Source organism: Tamaricihabitans halophyticus, assembly GCF_004340875.1.
GTDB lineage: Bacteria > Actinomycetota > Actinomycetes > Mycobacteriales > Pseudonocardiaceae > Tamaricihabitans > Tamaricihabitans halophyticus.
On sequence record NZ_SLXQ01000024.1, the window covers coordinates 21159 to 40177 of the forward strand.

At 63.4% G+C, this 19019-nt stretch carries 18 protein-coding genes; 13 read left to right on the forward strand and 5 right to left on the reverse strand.

Features of this window, described 5'->3' with window-relative positions; genetic code table 11:
* Window positions 1-9: 9 nt before the first annotated feature.
* From EV191_RS28135 to EV191_RS28145, 3 genes are all read right to left on the reverse strand, one after another.
* A complete protein-coding gene (locus EV191_RS28135; protein ID WP_132880911.1) occupies window positions 10-1044 on the reverse strand; it encodes a methyltransferase in 1035 nt (344 codons plus the stop codon).
* A 656-nt stretch (window positions 1045-1700) separates the two neighbouring features.
* The gene (locus EV191_RS28140; protein ID WP_132880912.1) at window positions 1701-2309 is read right to left on the reverse strand and encodes a TetR/AcrR family transcriptional regulator; all 609 of its coding nucleotides are present in this window, start codon (window positions 2307-2309) and stop codon (window positions 1701-1703) included.
* A 221-nt stretch (window positions 2310-2530) separates the two neighbouring features.
* Window positions 2531-3427, reverse strand: coding sequence for an SMP-30/gluconolactonase/LRE family protein (locus tag EV191_RS28145; RefSeq protein ID WP_132880914.1), 897 nt, complete (start codon window positions 3425-3427; stop codon window positions 2531-2533).
* A 257-nt stretch (window positions 3428-3684) separates the two neighbouring features.
* On the opposite strand from EV191_RS28145, the gene EV191_RS28150 reads away from it, so the two are divergent.
* The 7 genes from EV191_RS28150 (at window position 3685) to EV191_RS28180 (ending at window position 11083) form a co-directional block, all read left to right on the forward strand.
* Window positions 3685-4446 (forward strand): SDR family NAD(P)-dependent oxidoreductase, encoded by a 762-nt coding sequence (locus EV191_RS28150; RefSeq protein WP_132880916.1) that lies wholly within the window; start codon window positions 3685-3687, stop codon window positions 4444-4446.
* Between the two features lie 28 nt (window positions 4447-4474).
* Window positions 4475-5611: an acyl-CoA dehydrogenase family protein gene (locus EV191_RS28155; RefSeq protein ID WP_132880917.1), complete on the forward strand. Its 1137-nt coding sequence runs from the start codon at window positions 4475-4477 to the stop codon at window positions 5609-5611.
* Window positions 5608-6486, forward strand: a complete 879-nt coding sequence (locus EV191_RS28160; RefSeq protein WP_132880919.1) for an enoyl-CoA hydratase — start codon at window positions 5608-5610, stop codon at window positions 6484-6486. Before EV191_RS28155 ends, EV191_RS28160 begins: the two co-directional genes overlap by 4 nt.
* A gap of 632 nt (window positions 6487-7118) precedes the next feature.
* Window positions 7119-8147 (forward strand): iron-siderophore ABC transporter substrate-binding protein, encoded by a 1029-nt coding sequence (locus EV191_RS28165; protein WP_132880920.1) that lies wholly within the window; start codon window positions 7119-7121, stop codon window positions 8145-8147.
* Between the two features lie 10 nt (window positions 8148-8157).
* The gene (locus EV191_RS28170; protein ID WP_132880922.1) at window positions 8158-9210 is read left to right on the forward strand and encodes a FecCD family ABC transporter permease; all 1053 of its coding nucleotides are present in this window, start codon (window positions 8158-8160) and stop codon (window positions 9208-9210) included.
* A gap of 101 nt (window positions 9211-9311) precedes the next feature.
* Window positions 9312-10265, forward strand: coding sequence for a FecCD family ABC transporter permease (locus tag EV191_RS28175; RefSeq protein ID WP_243659294.1), 954 nt, complete (start codon window positions 9312-9314; stop codon window positions 10263-10265).
* The gene (locus EV191_RS28180; protein ID WP_132880926.1) at window positions 10262-11083 is read left to right on the forward strand and encodes an ABC transporter ATP-binding protein; all 822 of its coding nucleotides are present in this window, start codon (window positions 10262-10264) and stop codon (window positions 11081-11083) included. Before EV191_RS28175 ends, EV191_RS28180 begins: the two co-directional genes overlap by 4 nt.
* 41 nt (window positions 11084-11124) lie before the next feature.
* On the opposite strand, the gene EV191_RS28185 is transcribed toward EV191_RS28180, so the two are convergent.
* Window positions 11125-11787, reverse strand: coding sequence for a class I SAM-dependent methyltransferase (locus tag EV191_RS28185; RefSeq protein WP_243659295.1), 663 nt, complete (start codon window positions 11785-11787; stop codon window positions 11125-11127).
* Between the two features lie 44 nt (window positions 11788-11831).
* Window positions 11832-12686: an NAD(P)H-binding protein gene (locus tag EV191_RS28190; RefSeq protein WP_243659296.1), complete on the reverse strand. Its 855-nt coding sequence runs from the start codon at window positions 12684-12686 to the stop codon at window positions 11832-11834.
* A 99-nt stretch (window positions 12687-12785) separates the two neighbouring features.
* Here EV191_RS28190 and EV191_RS28195 point away from each other — a divergent pair, with 99 nt between their 5' ends.
* The 6 genes from EV191_RS28195 to EV191_RS28215 all read left to right on the forward strand — a co-directional run bounded on the left by EV191_RS28195 (window position 12786) and on the right by EV191_RS28215 (window position 18994).
* Window positions 12786-13376, forward strand: coding sequence for a TetR/AcrR family transcriptional regulator (locus EV191_RS28195; protein ID WP_132880930.1), 591 nt, complete (start codon window positions 12786-12788; stop codon window positions 13374-13376).
* Window positions 13377-13470: 94 nt separating this feature from the next.
* Entirely contained in the window at window positions 13471-14121 is a 651-nt protein-coding gene (locus tag EV191_RS28200; RefSeq protein ID WP_165913141.1) for a SagB/ThcOx family dehydrogenase, read from the forward strand.
* A gap of 257 nt (window positions 14122-14378) precedes the next feature.
* Window positions 14379-17183 (forward strand): AfsR/SARP family transcriptional regulator, encoded by a 2805-nt coding sequence (locus EV191_RS28205; RefSeq protein WP_165913142.1) that lies wholly within the window; start codon window positions 14379-14381, stop codon window positions 17181-17183.
* Between the two features lie 220 nt (window positions 17184-17403).
* Window positions 17404-17793 (forward strand): VOC family protein, encoded by a 390-nt coding sequence (locus EV191_RS30445; RefSeq protein WP_207894809.1) that lies wholly within the window; start codon window positions 17404-17406, stop codon window positions 17791-17793.
* On the forward strand, window positions 17763-18146 hold the full coding sequence (locus EV191_RS30450; RefSeq protein WP_207894811.1) for a hypothetical protein: 384 nt from the start codon (window positions 17763-17765) through the stop codon (window positions 18144-18146). The genes EV191_RS30445 and EV191_RS30450 overlap by 31 nt, the downstream gene beginning before the upstream one ends.
* Before the next feature lie 59 nt (window positions 18147-18205).
* On the forward strand, window positions 18206-18994 hold the full coding sequence (locus EV191_RS28215; RefSeq protein ID WP_165913143.1) for an FCD domain-containing protein: 789 nt from the start codon (window positions 18206-18208) through the stop codon (window positions 18992-18994).
* The last annotated feature ends 25 nt before the right edge of the window (window positions 18995-19019 follow it).

A 19019-nucleotide genomic window follows, 5' to 3' on the forward strand; every position in this document is an offset into this window, starting at 1 on the left:
GTATGACGATCACGCCGGAGCGGCCTCCAGCAGTACGAAACCGTCCGGCGCCGTGGGCAGCGGGTGTACCGTGAGCGTGAAACCCGCCGAGTCCAGCAACGCGCGGTACTCCGGTTCGGTTCGCAATCGCCCGCCGAGATTGACGACGGAACCGACATCGTCGAGGTAGACACTCGGCGGTATCGACCCGTCCACGGCCGCGGGCAGCATCTGTTCCACCAGCAGCAGGCGACCGTGCTCGGTAAGCATGCTCTTACGGCAGTTGGCCAGGATCATGGCCACCCGCTCGTCCTCTGGCCAGTTGAAGATCACGCTCTTGCAGAAGTACAGATCGCCACTCGGGAGGGATTCGAAGAAGTCGCCGGTCCGGATCTCGCACCTGTCGGCGACGCCGGCTTCGGCCAGTACCTGGGGCGCGTGTCTCACCCCGTCTTCGCGGTCGAGCAGGATACCGCGAAGGTGGGAGTGGGCGGCAAGTGCCGTCGCGACGAATGGCCCGCTACCACCACCGATGTCCACCACCGTGGAAAATGGACCAAAATCGTAACTGTCCACTATGATCGGCGCGATCGCGCGGGTGTGCTCGATCATCAAGCGGTCAACCGAGTCGCGCATCTCCGAACTGTCGGTCCAGTCGATGTCCTGCCACCCCGTGTCAGCGGCAAACTCGCTGGCCAGCTTACCGGTGCGAATCGCTTGGTCGAGTGCAGGCCAGGCACCCCACGTCCAATCGTCGACCAGGTAGGTCGCCAGTTCGTGCACCGAACCGGGCGTGTCGGGTAGTAGCAACCGCCCGCGTGCGGCGAGCCGGTAGGTGTCTGGTCGCTCTTCGATGAGGATCTCGAGTGCCGCGAGCGCCCGAAGTACGCGGGTGAGCGTCGGCGCGTGCGTTGAGGTTATGCTCGCCAGTTCCGCAGTGGTCACCGTCGAGTCGCCGATCGCTTCCAGCAGGCGCAGTTTCATCGTGGCGCCGAGGAGGAATGTGGACGTGTAGCCGTTGAGCAGTTGAGTCAGCTCGGAGTCTTGCCAGAGGCCTTTGGGCACGAGTCACTCCGTATCTGTTGGTAGTCCGTGCAATCTGATGAACTTCTACCAAGGTATGGCTAACCTCAGTTGCATCCTGCGTCTTCAAGTCAACTTGATGTCAAATGGGGCGGATGAGTGATCGACTCGGCGTTCCCATCACGGGAATCTCAGCGAGTCCATCCCGCAGCACTAACTGGCGGGTCTACATCGAGACAGCGCTGCTTCGCAGCTGCCTCGTCTATCTGCCGCGTCGCCGCGATTATGCCGCTCGACCAGCCAGCGGGTCATCACCACGGGCAGCCGAACAACCAACGGCAGCGCACCACGAAGCAACAGGTCAGGGTGATCAAGGGGAAGACCAGCGAGCTGCGACGCGCGCTCCTCACCCATCGCCGGGATGAAACCGACGCACCGGGAGCGGAAACCGTCGAGCTTTCGAGTTGCTGCGTTGTCTGGGTGAACCTGGTCGGGTAGGAGAGTATCGGTCGACGGCGCCGGTACTGCTCACGTGCATGCCAGCAACGGCACTAGCGGAAAAGCGTACGCCGAAGGGCCACATCGTGTGGCCACGATGTGGTGGCTGGCATCGTCAAGTTGAGCAGGTCCGAGACTGACCGCTGTGGCTGTCGGCCGAGACGCCGGCCGCATAACTGGCTATGGGGCGTACGGATGAGTCAACCTTGCGCCGTGCCAGCGTGTCGCTCGGGCTCGATGAAACCAGCGAGCATGTCGTGAATGTGTTGGTACAGCGCTTCCGCGCCAACCCGGCCAGATGGGCGATACCAGCTGGTGACCGACACGAGTAGGCCGTTGAGCAGATTCGTCACGATCCCGATGTCCAGATCGGAACGTACGACGCCCGCCTTCACGCAGTCGGTGAGCAGGTTCTCGGTGGCGGCGTTGACGTCACGCGCCCAGGATCGATAGTTGCGCAGCGCTTGGGTGGACAGCTGGTGTTGATCGGCGGTCAGTACCAGATAATAGGTCTGGTACTTGATCGCGTTATCGACGTGGAGGCGCAAGTACGCGGCCAACTTCTCCCGCTCGGTACGGTCGCTGGCCATGATCTGGTCGATACCGTCTTTGAGGGGATAGATCAACTGCTCGACGATCGTCTCGAGGAGCCACCGCTTGGAGTTCACATACTGGTACACGGTCGGCTTACTTACGCCGGCTTCGGTGGCGATATCGCTGATAGTCGCGTCGGTGAAGCCTTTTCGCTCGAAAACCCGGGCAGCCGCGTCAACCAGCAACTGCACCGTCGTAGCACGCTGGCGTGCCATCGGCGCCTCCCCTCGACCGGGTGCCCTGGATCATCGATGGGACCGAGGACGGCCTCGGTGGTGGCATCCACAATCCAGGCGAACCGGTAAAGTTTAGCCTATCCAGCAGGTGGTTTCGTGGCCGCGTCGAGCCGGCTACACGGGCCGTTCGCAACGGGGTCGCCACGACAGCGTGCACTCGTTGGATGACCTCGGTCGTGCTGAAGCCGCCAGCGGGGCGATCAGTTCGCCGGTGCGGGTACGTCCACTTCGGTCACGATCAACTCCGCCGTGCCGTCCACTCCGGCGAGTGCTTCGAAAACACCCTGTGAGGCGGCGACGAGCAGCTGGCGGCCATTCGCGCCGCCGAGGGCGCAGGTGTAGGTGTTGGTGCCGTCCGGGTGCGCGACCTCGTCAACGATCTCTCCGGCCGGTGAGACTCGAACCACACGCTGTCCGGACGCGTCAGCGGCCCAGATGTGGTCCTCCGCGTCGACCGCGAGCCCATCGGGAGCGAGTTCGATCGCGGCCAGCATCTCGGGCCCGCTTGCCTGCGCCGGTGGCGTACCGAACTGAGCAAGGGTACGACGGTCCTGCAGGGAGCCATCCTGGTTGATGGTGAAGGCGGTGAGCCGTCCGGCGAACGATTCGGCAACGACCAGCGTGTTCCCGCCGTCGATCGTGACAACCCCGTTGGGGCACCACATTTCCGTTGCGGCCACCGTAACGCTGCCATCCGGGTCGACCCGGAACAGCTCGCCGGTCGTCGGGTTCGCGCCTTCCTGGATTGCGAAGCCGATGGTGCCTACCCAGGCGCGGCCGGCCTGATCAACCAGCATGTCGTTGATCCAGTGCGGCGCGACGCTCGACAGATCAGCATGTGTGTGCACCTCACCATCGGGTGCCCGGCGCAACAGTGTCCGGTCCTTCATCGACACGATCAGCATCGATCCATCCGGTAGCCAGCCAAGGCCTGAGCAGAGCGCATCGACCCGCATCAGGTCCTCACGGTTACCGTCGGAATCAAAGGCGCAGACGATGCCCGCGAGGGCGTCGGAGACATACCAGCGGCCGTCGCGCCAGCGTGCACCCTCGAAATAGCACCCGCCGTCCACGATCGTGTCGAACTTCCTGCTCATCGTCGTACTCCTTAATATGAACTAACCAGTTAGGCAGTAATAGATACCAGTGCGAGCAGTTGTCGGCAATAACCCGGCCGCGCGACCCGCCCACGCGACCGGCCGCCTCGGTGGGTGCCAGTTGTCGTACTCCTCGATGCTGGAACATTATTAGTTGACCGGAGAGTATTGTTTGGGACGAGGTGAGGCAATAAGCTGTGAACAGGTAAAGGGTGCTCGATAGACAACCAGTCGGTAATTATTGAGGGGGTGCGAGGGTGGCAGCACGGTTATCCGGCAAGGTCGCGATGGTCACGGGTGCGGCATATGGCATTGGTTCGGCGATCACGCGTCGGTTCGTCGCTGAAGGCGCCGAAGTGCTCGCTGTCGACGTCGCCGAGTCGGCGGTCGGTGGTCTTGTCGAAGAGCTGGGACGACGTGTGGCCTCGGCTCGATGTGATGTCGCTGTGGGTGCGGACGTCCAGGCTGCCGTGCGACGCGCCGTCGATACGTTCGGCGGATTGGACATCGTGGTGAACAACGCCGCGGTTGGTGGTGAGTCGATGGCCGCCGAGACGACGCAGAGTGAGTGGGAAAGAGTGCTCTCGGTTGGGATTGGCGGGCTTTTCCACACGATCCGACATGCGACTCCGGCGATGCGGGAGCGCGGCGGTGGAGCGTTCGTCAACCTCTCCTCGATGGCCGCGAGTCGGGCGATGCTTGGTATGGCCCCTTACGCGGCGGCAAAGGCGGGTGTGGAGGCTATTACCCGTTGTGCCGCGCTCGAACTGCGAGCCGACGGGATTCGAGTCAACGCAATCGCTCCCGGGCTGATCCGCACGCCCGTCGCGCAGGCGAATGCCGCGGCACTCGGCAGGGCGCTTTCCGCTGATCTGGCTGACTACGTCGGACATCGCCAGGGCAGGTGGGGCGAGCCAGATGAGGTCGCGAAGGTGGCGGTGCACCTGGCCTGCGCGGAGGCGTCGCTGACCACGGGCCAAACCTACGTACTCGACAACGGCGCGACAGCGTTGGCCTGACCGACGAACGACTTGACGAGGTGGCGAAATGACGGATGTTGTTGACAGGTCCGATTTTGTGCAGTCGCTGCGCGAGTTCGCGAAACGCGAATGTGGCACGAAGGAGCAGCGTGATCGGCTGAGTTCGGACGGGCAGGTAACGCATAACCAGGAGCTGTACGACAAGGTCGTGGAACTGGGGTGGGCAGGCTGCGGAATTCCCACCGAGTACGGCGGCGGTGGTGGTTCGGCCTCCGATGTCTGCGCGCTGGTCGAAGAGATGTCCTACGGCTTGGCGCCGCTGTACGGCATGGTGATCACTTTGGTGAGCGCTACCGTCGTGGAACGGTTTGGCAATGAGGACCAGAAGCGCGATATTCTTGGCGGTGTCACCCGAGGCGACGTGCTGGCGACGGCCATCAGCGAGCCCAGCTCCGGCTCGGACCCCGGATCAATGATCTGTCGGGCGGAACGCGACGGCGACAACTACGTGATCAACGGTCAGAAGACGTGGATCTCCTGCGCGCATATCGCCAAACGTATTCAGGTGTTGTGCCGCACCGACGACAGCGGGTCAAAGCATGACGGCATCACCATGATCGATGTCCCCGCCGAGGCCGAAGGACTGACGATTCGTCCGATTCGGACGCTCGGCGGCGACGAGGTGAATGAGGTCTATTTCGACAACGTGACGGTGGGCGCGGACCGGGTTATCGGCGATCCAGGCAAGGCGTGGCAGCAGATTATGCGCACCCTCAATACCGATCGGCTGATGTGCGGCGCGATGTTCCTTGGTCGGGCGCGACGCATCTTTGACGACACCGTGGAGTACGTGCGTACCCGTGAGCAGTTCGGCCGTCCGATCGGTAGCTTCCAGGCGATCCGGCATCGAATCGCGGACCTCGCGACCGAGTTGGAGTGTTGCCGGCTGCTGGTCAGGGATCTGGCCGCGAAGCTCGACGCCGACCCGGAGCGGTGTGAACCAAGGGAGGCATCCATGGTGAAGCTCAAGGTGACCGAAACGGCGAAACGGATGGCCATCGAAGGGATGCAGCTGCTCGGCGGCGCCGGATACACCAAGGACCACGATATGGAACTGCATCTTCGCGAATCGATCGTCTCCACGGTATATGCCGGTACGAGCGAGATTCAGCGCGAAATCATCGGAAAGTCGTACGGCCTATGACCGACGAATCGGCGGAGCGACCCCGGATACGGTACGAGCAACCAGCTGAAGGCGTCGCACGGGTGGTACTGGCGAGACCGGACAAGCGGAATGCGCAAGACCGGTTGATGCTGCACGCGCTCGACGACGCGTATCAGCGCGCGGTGCGGGAAGCCAGGGTCATCATCCTCGCGGCGGATGGCCCGGACTTCTCATCCGGTCATGACTTAGACGTTTCGGCTGCCTATGCCATGGACGGCAGTACGCCGCGCACCCCGACCGGCGGATTCACGGACCCTGGCGCCGAGGGCTGGTACGCCACCGAGCAGGAGCTGTTCCTCGGACTTTGCCTGCGATGGCGCGAGCTGTCCCGACCGGTGCTCGCTCAAGTGCATGGCCGAGTCATCGGTGGCGCGCTGGAACTGATCTGGCCGTGCGACCTGATCATCGCGGCCGATGACACCACCTTTCTCGATCCGACGAGCGCGTTCGGTTCTGCGGCCGCGGAGTATTTCGTCCACCCGTGGGAACTCGGGCATCGCCGGGCGAAGGAGATGTTGTTCACTGGGGAACCGATCGACGCGGAGGATGCGCGGTCGCTGGGCATGGTGAATCGAGTAGTCCCGAGGGCTCAACTTGCGGAAACGACGCTCGACCTCGCGCGACGGATCGCGGCACGACCCACGTTCGGTATCCGGCTGGCCAAACGTGCGGTAAACCGTGCCCTCGACCTACAAGGTATGCGGGCGGCGGCGGAGTCGACATTCGATACGCACCACCTCGCACATGCGCATAACCGGCAGCGCTTCGGTGAACTGATGGATCCCGCGGGGCTGGAGATCATTCGGGCTGAGGGTCGCGCCCTTGGCGAGCCGCGAACTGATAATGGCGGCTGAACAACCCACTCGGTGGAGGATCCCAGACACCCAAAGAATGCGTTTCTGGCTGACACCGGTCGCCTGATTGCGGTGCCTTTCTTCGGATAATGGCACAAATCAGTCAGACGTTAAGTAATGCCGAGAAGGGTGAGAAACCAGGCCAACTGTGCGAGGCCGACACCGATACCAGCAACCGCGGTCCAATCAATGCGGTACTCCTTACGCGTGGCAATCGACAAGGCGCCACACACGACCGCGGCAGCTCCCACCAGTGCGCCGCCGCTCGGCAGAAACCAGCACAGCGCGGCCAGCGCTAACGAGAATGGGCCAAGCCAAGCGGATCTGCCCGGGCGATTCCCCGCGGGCAGCTCAATCACGAACTTGGTGCGCTGCGGCAAACCTCGTGCCTTCCTGTCGGCATTCCGCTCAGCTGATTCGTGTCCAATTCTTTCACAAATACCGCGTTGATAGGGCGTGACGATTCCGGCGCGGTACAGCGGCCTTCGTGGTACCGGTAGCGCCGCGATTACCGTCGGCGCACGGTCCCTCGCGGGGCATGAGCTCCGTCACTTCCCTTTGGTTAGGCTAACCTATTCCGTGTTTGGATGCCTTGGCTAACCCGCGCGCAGCGGCCGATCGGAAGGGTACCGATGTCTCATGTCTCCCGCCTGGCGGCGGCCATCTCTGCCGGGGTGCTCGCGTTCGGGCTTGCCGCCTGCGGCACCGGTGCTGGCAATGACGACTCATCAGCAGGCGGCGGGGGGTTCGAGCCCGTCACGATTGAGCACGCCTTCGGTGAGACGGTGATCGAGGAGAAGCCCGAGCGTGTCGCGACGGTCAACTGGGCCAACCACGAGGTGCCCCTGGCACTGGGTGTTGTTCCCGTCGGCATGGCGGCCGCCGATTTCGGCGACGACGATGACGACGGAGTACTGCCGTGGGTGGAGGATAAGCTCGACGAGCTTGGCGCGAAGACCCCGGTGCTGTTCAACGAAACCGACGGCATCGACTTCGAAGCCGTCGCGGACACCGCTCCGGATGTAATCCTCGCGGCGTATTCCGGCCTGACGCGGGAAGATTACGACACGCTCAGCGAGATCGCGCCCGTCGTGGCATTTCCGGAAACCGCGTGGGGGACACCGTGGCAGGAGATGATCGAGTACAACGCCAAGGGGATGGGTATGGCCAACGAGGGCCAGCAGCTCATCGAGAAGCTCGAGCGGGATATCGGGAAGTCGGCCGCGGAACACGGGTCCCTGCAAGACAAATCCGCGATGTTCTTGACCCACATCGATACAACCGACCTCAGCAAGGTCAGCTTCTACACGACCCACGACACGCGGGTGAGATTCTTCGATGACCTCGGGCTCAGCCAGCCGGGCAGTATTGCTTCCGCGTCCAAACAAACCGACCAGTTCTCGCTGACCAGGAGTGCGGAGAAGGCTGATTCCTTCAACGACGTCGATATCATCGTGACCTACGGTGACCAGAAGCTCATCGACGCGCTGAATGCCGACCCGCTGCTGTCGAAGGTCCCCGCCGTCGCGAACCAATCGATCGTGACGCTGCCCAACTCGGAGCCGATCGGCACCGCGGCCAACCCAACGCCACTCGCGATCCCGTGGGTGCTTGACAAGTACCTCGGGTTGCTCGACGACGCCGCGGCGAAGGCGAAGTGACGGCGGTTCAGTGAGTTCGACGGCGTCAACGACCGAGGACGAGCCCGCTACCCGAGCCGTAGTTCGGCGCCCGAGGGCGTTACGTGCCCTCTGGCTGCTGGTTTTACTGTCCGTCGTTATTGGACTTTCGTGGGCTTCGGTCGCCATCGGCACAAGGGGAGTCAGCTGGAGCGACATCACCGCGGCCCTCGGCGGTGCGACTGAGACCTGGCAACAGGCAGCGGTGGCCACGCGTATCCCGCGTACGTTCCTCGCACTGCTCGTGGGGGCCGCGCTCGCGGTGGCAGGGGCGGCGTTGCAGGGCGTTACCCGTAATCCGCTGGCCGACCCCGGCATCCTCGGTATCAACAGCGGCGCTTCCCTCGCGGTGGTCGTCGGCATCGCATGGTTTGGGCTGACGTCGCCGACCGGATACGCCTGGGTCGCGATGGGCGGTGCCGCGGTCACCGCGGTCGCGGTTTATGTGATCGGCTCGCTTGGTTCCGGCGGGCCGACACCCCTGAAGCTGGCGCTTGCCGGAGCCGCGACCATGGCGGCACTTACGTCGTTGATCAGTGCGGTCGTGTTGCCTCGCAACGATATTGCCGATGCCGCTCGCTCGTGGGAGATCGGCGGGGTCGGTGGCGCGACCTTCGAACGTACGGCCCAGGTATTGCCGTTTTTCGTACTCGGGTTCCTGATCTGCCTGTTCTCCGCGCGTGGGCTCAACTTGCTCGCGCTCGGCGACGAGGTGGCCGCGGGGCTGGGGGAGCGGGTCGCGATCGCGCGCGCCATCCCCGCCCTTGGCGCGGTGGTGTTGTGCGGTTCGGCCACCGCGCTGGCTGGGCCGATCACTTTCGTCGGCCTCGTGGTGCCGCATCTGTGCCGGCTGCTTGTCGGGCCAGATCACCGCTGGCTGTTGCCGTTTTCCGCGCTCACGGGCGCGGGTTTGGTGACCGCCGCCGACGTGCTGGGGCGGGTAGTCGCTCGGCCCGATCAAATCGACGTTGGCATTGTCACGGCGCTTGTCGGGGCGCCGTTTTTCATCGCCATTGTGCGTAGACAGAAAGTCAAAGAGCTGTGACCGCGCTCGTCAGCACTTCGGGGTCCGCATCTACTCGAGATATCGTTGCCGGAGACCGTGGTCGGCGGGCGTTCCGGCGGCGCGTTGCGTTGGCGATACTAGTGGGGGCGGCTGTCGTCCTTGCCGCGTTATCGCTGATGGTGGGCCGTACGTTCTATCCACCAGGGGAGATCCTGCGAGTAGTCCTGGGCGAAGAGGTGCCGGGAGCGTCGTTCACCGTCGGCCGGCTGCGCTTGCCGCGAACGGCGCTGGCGGTTGTCGCTGGGTTCAGCTTCGGGTTGGCTGGTGTCACTTTCCAAACCATGCTTCGCAATCCGCTGGCGAGTCCGGACATTATCGGAATCAGCAGTGGCGCCAGTGCTGCCGCGACCTTCGCGATCGTGATGCTCTCGCTGGACGGGGCGGGGGTCTCGGTATTCGCGGTCGTCTCGGGTCTTGTGGTGGCACTGCTGGTGTATCTGCTCTCGTACCGCGGTGGTGTTGCGGGCACCCGTCTGATCCTCGTCGGTATCGGCCTGGCCGCGATGTTCAAATCCGCCACGAGCTACTTCCTCAGCAGGGCTTCCGAGTGGGATCACCAGGAGGCGATGCGCTGGCTCACCGGCAGCCTGAACGGGGCCACTTGGTCGGGCACCGTTCCGGTAGCGGTCGCATTGGTTGTGTTGGTGCCGTTGCTTCTCGGCCAGTCACGCAATCTCAACCAGCTCGCGCTCGGCGACGACACTGCCTCGGCACTTGGTGTTCGGGTCGAACGGACACGCCTGATCACCATCGTTGCCGCGGTCGTGCTGATCGCGTTCGCCACGGCGGCGGCGGGGCCCGTCGCCTTCGTGGCCTTCCTGTCCGGCCCGATCGCCGCGCGGGTGGTTGGACCGACCGGTTCCCTGCTGTTACCAGCCGCGTTTGTTGGAGTGGTGCTCGTTCTCGTCGCCGACCTTGTTGGGCAATACGCGACCGGAACCCGATATCCGGTTGGGGTCGTCACGGGTGTCCTCGGGGCGCCCTACCTGATCTACCTGATCATCAGCACCAATCGCGCGAGGGGAGCCCTGTGACCTGCAAACAGAAGCACACTCTGGTCGCCGAAGAGCTCAGTGTCGGCTACCAGGACCGCATCGTGATCGAGGACCTGAACCTTACGGTGTCGCCTGGCGAGATCACCGCGATCGTCGGAGCGAACGCCTGCGGCAAATCGACGTTACTGCGGTCGCTGTCCCGACTGCTGCGTCCACGGTCCGGCCTCGTACTGCTCGACGGCACAGCTGTGCACAAGATCCCAGCCAAACGGCTAGCCCAGCAGCTCGGTCTACTCCCGCAGTCGCCCATCGCTCCCGAAGGAATCACGGTCAGCGATCTCGTTGGCCGTGGCCGCCATCCGCATCAGCGGGTGCTGTCCCGGTGGCGGGCAGAAGATGATGAGGCGGTTGCCGATGCACTGGAAGCCACCGACACGGTGGAGCTCGCGGAACGTCCGGTCGACGAGCTCTCCGGTGGGCAGCGGCAGCGCGTGTGGATCGCGATGGCTCTTGCCCAGCGCACCGGAATCCTGCTGCTGGACGAGCCGACCACCTTTCTTGACGTGAACCACCAGGTGGAGGTCCTCGACCTGCTCACCGATCTCAACCGCGCTCTCCAGACGACCATCGTGATGGTGCTGCACGATCTGAACCTCGCCGCACGCTACAGCGACCGCCTGATCGCGATGGTGGATGGCCAGATCCATGCCGAAGGCGATCCGGCCGAGGTGCTGACCGCGGAAACCGTGGGGCGAGTGTTCGGGCTAACAAGCAAGATCATCACGGACCCCGTTTCCGGGCGCCCGCTCATGTTGCCAGTCGGACGGCACGGCGCGAGCCCAGACGGGCCGGCGTGACCCGTGAAACGTGCCGTTGCATATCCTCAACCGCAAGATTCCTAAAGAACGTGGTCACGGAAGCTGGGCTTCCGCCAGATCAACAGATAGCGCCAGAACACCAGCCGGCGCACTCGTACGCCTGGCAACACAGCCGCCGCCTGGCTGGCGACCTCCCGGGTGGTCAGCGGCGGATCGAGAACCATCGGCATCGTCGAATGCGTCGAATCCTTGGCGAACCAGTCGCCGTTTCCGCGTGACCGCATAGCGAGGAACACCGCTCCGAACAGACGGTGCCCGAGCGCGGCGGCGACCTCGAAGGGCAACTCCCGGCGTAGATCCTTTCGGGGTAGGGCGACGGCGGCGAGGACGCCGCCCGGCCGTAGGGCCGCCGCGAGCACCGGAAGCGCATCCCGCATGGGCATGTGGTGCAGCGCGCTGATCGAAAAGATCGCGTCGTAGTCCCTGCCTGGCAGCGGGTCGGTAAGCGGGTCACCGCGAACGCAGGTGACGTTGCCTGGCGTTCGCTGCGTCGCTTGCTCAACCATCTCGGCACAGCGGTCGACGGCGTGTACCCGGTCGGCTCGCTGGGAAAGCCGGGTGGCGAACTGTCCCGCGCCACAGCCTATGTCGAGTACCTTCTCGCAGGTTTGCGGCAGCTGCCGAAGGAGCAGTCCCTGGTAGTAGGCGTTGTGGTCCCAATCGAGCCGATTCGAGTCGAGCACCGGTCCGACCATACGCTTCGCGGAGCACGGTCAGCCGGGAATGGTCAGGTGATGGCGTCGGCGAGTTGGTCGACTGCATGGCGCGGTTCACGGCCGAGGAGTTCGGTCAACAGTGGATCGGCTTCCGCGAAATACCCCGTGCGGACTGCTTGGAACATCGCGAGGGTCATTCGCGCCAGGTGATCCGGGAGACCGTTCGCGGTTTGCTCGGTGACCCACTGCTCGTCGTCCACGACGACTCGGGTGATATCACGGCCGGTTAGTTGGGATGCGAATCCGGCGAGGTCGTCCAGCGTGACGGGATGCGGGGTCGTGAGTGTGATGGGGCCGTCGAATGCGTCGTCGCCGGCGAGGATGACCGCCACCGCCTCGGCGATATCGGCACGCTCTATCCATGGGATGGGCCCGTCCGCTGGCGCGGCGATCACCCCGGTTCGTTGCCAGGGCCCGAGTAGTTGGTCGAGGCTGCCGAAGAAGCCACAGCGAAGCGCCGTCCATGCGATGCCAGAATCGGCCAGGATCGCTTCAGTGGCAGCGTGCAGCCGACCGGGTGGATATGGGCCATCAGCGGCGCCTTGTTGGCTGGTGTACAGGATCCGTTTGACGCCGGCGGCTACGGCAGCGTCGATCGCATTACGGTGCAGGGCAACCACGTCGGCCGCCGGGTCGTTGCCAGAAACCAGCAGTACCTGTTCGGCGCCGGCGAAGGAGGCACGCAACGCGGCCGGATCCTCGTATGAGCCCTGACGGACAAGTACGCCGCGATCGGCGAAGTGTCGTGCCTTGTTGACGTCACGCACGCTGACGCCGAGCTGGCTCGCCGGGATACGGGTGAGGAGATTCTCGACGGTGGCGCCGCCTAATGCGCCGGTAGCGCCGGTCACAACGATCACGTGCATACCTTCCTGAGAATAAGCTGACCAGTCGAGTCAAGTTAGCGGATATCGCCGACACTAGATAATCTGACCGGCATGGTCAAGTTAGCCCGAGGAGATCGCATGACTGGTGGGACGAGCGCGGAGTCTCGGCTGCGCGCTGACGCGCGGCGCAATGCCGACCAGATCCGCCGCGCCGCGATTGGCGCCTTCCATGGTCGAGGTCTGACCGTGCCACTGGAAGAAGTCGCGAAAGCCGCGGGAGTGAGCAAGGCGACGATCTTCAACAGATTCGGCGGGCGAATCGGCTTGATCGAAGCCGTCATCGAAGAGGTGGTTGCGGTTGAGCTGTTCGCCATCATTGACCGTGCCAGGTCGATCGAGGATGTTGGCGAACGACTCGTGTACTACATCACCGCGGTTCGGGACGTCCAGTACCGACAACCCGCCGTCGTCGACACCATGCTCGAGACATACCCGGACTCGCCGAGCCTGGTGCGGATCTGCCATGCGGGAGGCGCCTTCAACGAGGAACTCAGCGCGGCTTGCCGAACCGCGGGTGTACTGCGCGCTGAGTTCAAGGGGGATGACCTCCATGCCTTGTTGCATGACAACGCGCTCGCGCTCAAACACGGCAGTAGGCCGTCCCGAGCTGACTACGACCGTCGCACCGGCTTCGTGCTTGATGGGATCCGTTCATCGCCAGCTAGTTGATCTCGGCGGTGCTACCGTGCCGGCTGCTGGAAGGATTCCGTGCGGAGGAGGTAGCGGTGAAACTCGCATCGGCCCCGAGCGGTTCGGCGGACTCATGAGCCGCGCGAAGGGAACACGGATCGATCTGACCTCGTCGCTGGAGGATGGCGCGGTTGCCCGACTCGTCCAGCGTCGTAGGTCGATCAAGAGCTATCGGTCTGTTCCGGTTGATGTGGCCCAGCTGACCCGGCTACTGAGCACGACCGTCGGCCACGGTGCCAGCCGTCCCTACGGTTCGGCGCATGCCCGGTACGACATCGTGGTTACCGTGGTTGCCGGCGCGGTCGATGGGCTGGCGTCCGGTGTTTACCGTTACCTGCCGGTGGAGCATGCGCTCGTCAGCGTGGAAAGCGGAGATTATCGTGCCCGATTGGCGCGGGCAACGCTTGACGCGAACTGGCTCGCCGGATGTCCGGTTGTCCTGTTGCTGTCCGCCGATTTCGGCGCAGCCAATACTGCCTTCGTGACGCAGATGTCGGGGCGCGGTGAGCGCTTCTGCTGGTTCGAAGCGGGACTGATCGCGCAGAACGTCTACCTGTGGGTTACCGAGAACGCGCTCGGCACCGTGTTTCTCGGCGGTATCGACTCGGTCCAGGCGCAGGCCGTGACGCAGCGGTTGATACCACAAGGGCATACGGTGCTCGGGTTACTACCCGTCGGCTATCCGAACGATAGGTCAGTTTCCGACACGCCCGGGGCTCAGTAGCCTCCCGGCGGCTATTAGCCAGGTCCGAAGGGAAAAGTTCAGTGCGTTTCGAGGTTCTCGGTCCGATTCGGATTAGCCAGGACACTGAGATGGCAACGGTTTCCGGCACGCTGCGGCGGAGCTTGTTGGCGATCCTCGTCGCGCGCGCAAATGAAACCGTGCCGGTTGACGTCCTTGTCAACGCACTCTGGGGTGCACCAGCGGAATCCGGACCCGAGCGGCGACTCCATCTGCAGGTCCACAGGCTACGTGCAGTCATGGCTGAACCCGAGCGACTGTCCTTCGGCCCCGGTGGCTATCGCCTCACGGTGTTGCCTGGCGAGCTCGACGCGGAGGAGTTCGACACGCTGGTCGACGATGCGATCAGCGTGTCGAACCAGGAACCACAGCGGTGCGCTGAGCTGTTGCGGAAAGCACTGGCAATGTTTCACGGCGACCCGTTCCAGGGCATTGACTTGCTGATGCTGACCGGGGAGGTGCAGCGGTACGCTGAACGCAGGCTGGTGGCACTCGACGAGTTGTACGCCGCCGAGCTTCGCTCTGGACGGCACGCCGCCGTCGTCGGCGAGCTCACTGAGCTGGCGAATCAGCACCCCTTGCGCGAACGATTCCACGGTCTATTGATGACCGCCTTGTCCCGATGCGGCCGACAGGCCGACGCGCTGGCGGCATACCGGCGCGCACGTGAGATATCGGTTGTGGAACTGGGACTTGAGCCGGGATCCGAGCTGCGCGCGATCGAACAACGAGTGCTGGCAGGGGAAGATGTTCCGACGGACGCGCAAGCCCGGCACGTAACGAGGTCGATGGTGCCGGCGCAACTACCAGCGCCGCCGACCAGCTTCGTCGGGCGCACGGATGAGCTCGGTGAGCTCGATGCCATGTTGTCCGAGGCGCTGGAATCGGTGACCGTAGTGGCTGTCGTGGGCGCTGGCGGGGTTGGCAAGACAGCCCTGGCGCGGTACTGGGCGAATGGTATCCGGGATCAGTTTCCGGATGGCCAGCTGTACCTGGATCTGTGTGGCTATGGACCGGATGCGCCGGTGCGGGCGGAGATGGCCTTGGCTGGATTCCTGCGTGCGTTCGGGGTCGAGGGAAGTGCCATTCCGCAGGATGTCTCTGAACGTTCGGCGTTGTTGCGGTCAGCACTGGCTGGCACCCGGACGTTGCTGGTTTTGGACAATGCCAAGACTGCCGAACAAGTCCGGCCGCTGCTACCCGCGACACCAGGGTGCCTGGTGCTGGTCACCAGCAGGGATCCACTGGCCAGTCTCGTTGCTCGGGACGGGGCCAACCGGATCCTGCTGTCGCAGTTCACCTGGCAGGAGGCCGATTCGCTGCTACGTAACTTGCTCGATGCTGGTCGAATTGACGCTGATCCAATCGGAATCGACCGCCTTATCGCACGTTGCGCCCGGCTTCCGCTTGCGCTGCGGATCGCGGCTGAACGGATTCGATTCCGGCCAGCCGCCGGAGTTGGCGAGCTCGTCGACGAGCTCGAGGATCCACGCGATCGGCTCGACTTGCTCGAAACCGGCGACGATCCGAATAGTTCGGTGCGCACGGTCCTGTCGTGGTCGTACCGCCAGCTACCGCGCGAGGCCGCGGAGCTGCTTCGATTGTGGGCGTTGCACGTTGGCCACGATATCGACATCGAAGCCCTGGCGGCCTTGACCGGCAGAGCTCATCGAGACACCCGCCGTTCGATCGAACTGCTACAGCGCGCGCACCTCGTGGACGAACTGAGCAGTGGGCGATTTCTACTGCACGACCTACTGCGTGCCTACGCTGCCGAGTTGTTGTCTGAGTCCGACGATGCGGCCACCCGCGCGGAAGCCCGGCGCCGGTTGTTCGATCACTACCTGAGCACTTCGGCGCAGGCGATGGAATGGATCGCGCCAGAGGAGTCGGAGCTGGGTACCGAGCGCTACGCGGCAATGGCCGCTGGCGTCCGATTTAGTTCCTACGCGGACGCGAGAGGGTGGCTGGACACTGAACGGGCGAACCTGGTGCAGATAGCCGAGCATGCGCCGGAGTGTGGTTTTACAACCTATACCTTCGATCTGTCCGCAACATTGTGGCCATTTCTGGACATTGGTTGGCACCATGACGATGCGCAACGGGTGCATAGCCGTGCCCTCGACCTAGCTCGGAAAATAGGAGACCGAGTGGCCGAAGGGATTGCGTTGCGCAACCTTGGACTGTGGCAACATCGGTTGAATGAGTACGCCAAAGCCGCGGAACACCTGGAGCAAGCCTTAAGTGTTCAGCAGCATCTGGAAGAACCAAAATCACTGGCTACGACCCTGAACTATCTCGCCGGCGCATACCAGACTGTCGGCAGGTTCGACGAAGCGATCACGCACTTTCGCCACTCCACGGAGCTGTATCGCGAGCTTGGCTCGGCGTCCTTGGAAAGTAAACCGTTGAGCAACTTAGGGCATCTCTATCGCCGCCTTGGCAGGTACGCGGAGGCCGAACACTGCCTCATGCGGGCTATGCGTCTGGCTGAAGAAGCCGATCACCTGCTGAGTAAGGCCTATACGCAGACTCATCTCGCCTTTCTCCGCTACGACACCGCGCACTATGATGAAGCGCTTAACTATGCACGCCGAATGAGAGATCTCATTGAGGGAAAAGGTGTACGTGCTCTCGACATTCTAGGATCGTATATTCTCGGATCCATCGACCGGAGCCGCGGCAATCTCCAAGAGGCTATTGCGAACTATCAACTAGCGCTTCGTGCTGCTACGCCCGGCTATGACACGACGATTACCGCCATGATCTTGAATGGCCTAGCCGAAGCACACGCGGCCAACGGTGACTGGGATGCGGCCGCGGAGAACTTCGAAAAGGCGCTGGTGACTGGCTCGACAGGTTCCGGTGTGGGCGCACGTTACGAGCAAGCTCGGGCCTACAGTGGGTCGGGCGATGTCTGCGAGGCGCTTGGCCAGCACAGTCAGGCTAGGCAATATTGGCGCCGGGCTTGGAAGAACTTCCGGGACCTGCAGTCCCCGGAAGCTGGCCGAATTGCTGCCAAACTGCCCGAGTTGGAGTGGTGAATCTTTTGATCGCGTAGCGATGCCGCGGCGCACGAGAGATGTATAATACCATATACGACGCGACATTAGTACACCAGATACGTTTTCCAACAATCGGCTCACATGTCAACACAGGTTACGTAAAACCAGCACGGACGACCGAGTATTCGTTATGTGCGTGTTGGTCGGCGAGTTGGCAGACTGCTTGAGCTATGCACCCCGCCGCGAGGAGATGCCGAGAATGCTTGATGAACGTGTGCAGCCGAACGAGACCATCGTGCCGCTGCTGTCCTGCACCGCGCCGGAGGACACCTTGACATTTTGGCGGGCGCTCGGGTTCGAGGTGACCCATGAGCAGACGAAGCCCTATCTGTATCTGGCGTTCCAGTGGAGCGGGTTCGCGTTGCACTATGGTCGCGCATCGAGCAATGTGGACCCCTCGCTGGAGAGCACGGGCGGATGCCTGGTGATGGTCGATGCGGTCGCGCCCTATCATGCCGCCTTCGCCGAGGCGATGCGCCGTACCTACGGGAAGATGCTGACCAAAGGACTACCCAGGATCACTCGCGGTACCGAGCCGGTGCCACCCGATTCAGCATCATGGACCCGTCGGGAAACGCCATCATCGTGATCCAGCGCGACGAGCCAAGTGAACTGGAATACGGTGGCGCCAAACATCTTAAGGGGCTTGCTCGGGTCCTGGACAACGCGCGGATCCTGCGCGAGTTCAAGGACGACCCCCGTGCCGCGTTCCGGGCGTTGAACTCTGGGCTTCGCCGCCATGGCCAGGACGCGTCCGCCGTCGAGCAGGCGAGGGCCCTGGCGATTCTTATCGAGCTGTCGATCGAACTCGAGGAACCAGAGCGGGTACCTGACTGGGGAGCGAAGCTGCGGCAGATCGCACTCACGGCGGACGAGCGACGGCAGGCCGAGTCCGCGGTTGTCGACCCCACGGTGCTCGAACCATGGATGCCGGACGAGTGACCGGATACCTCGGCGTCTCGGGTCACGACCCGGGCGAGCCGCCATGCGAAACTAACGTGGTGACGTTTGTGGAGGGTGACCGCCCGCTATGGGATCTCCTGAGCGCTGATGAGCGCGCGCTGACCGAGCTCCTGTTGACCGCGGAGAAGCCAGTCGGAGCCGCCCGGGCTCATCGCCATCTCGTGGCGAGCGGATCAGCTGTGAGCCAGGCAACCGTGTCCCGGATGCTACTCCGGCTCGATGAGCTCGGCGTTACCGAAGGCGAGGGCCGCAATGGGCGGCGGCTGACCGAGCCAGCGCGACTGGTTCTTGTGCGGGCCTCCCAGCATCGGCGCCGCAACGCCCTCATTGACGACATGTTCGACGAGGCCGACCGATCCGAGCTCATCGATCTGCTCGCGCTGCGCAAAGTCGTCGAGATCGAGGCGGCGGATCTCGCGTGTGGCCGTGCGAGCCGAGACGACCACCAAGCTTTACGGACCAGTCTCGAGCAGTACGACCAGAACCGGTTGCACGGCGGCGATTTCTCGCGCCATGCGATCGAGTTTCATGTCCTGCTCTGCCAGGCCGCGCACAGCGCGCCCTACGCCGTGGTCGCTGAGGCGCTGTACCCAGAGGTCAATTACTTCGAACCGCTCGTTGTCGCCGCGGCACATCGCGTCGGACAGAAGAACCAATCGAGTGCCGAGCATGCCGCGATCGTGCAAGCGGTGATCCGAGGTGATCGCAAGGCAAGTCGTCGGCTTACCGGCAAGCACTTCGACACGATGATCAGCTGGCTGACTGAGTTGACTGAGCTGGAGTTCGAGCAAGTAGTCGCGGAAGTCGACGTCCCACCACAGAACTAACACTTCCTCAGTTTTGAGGAAGTGT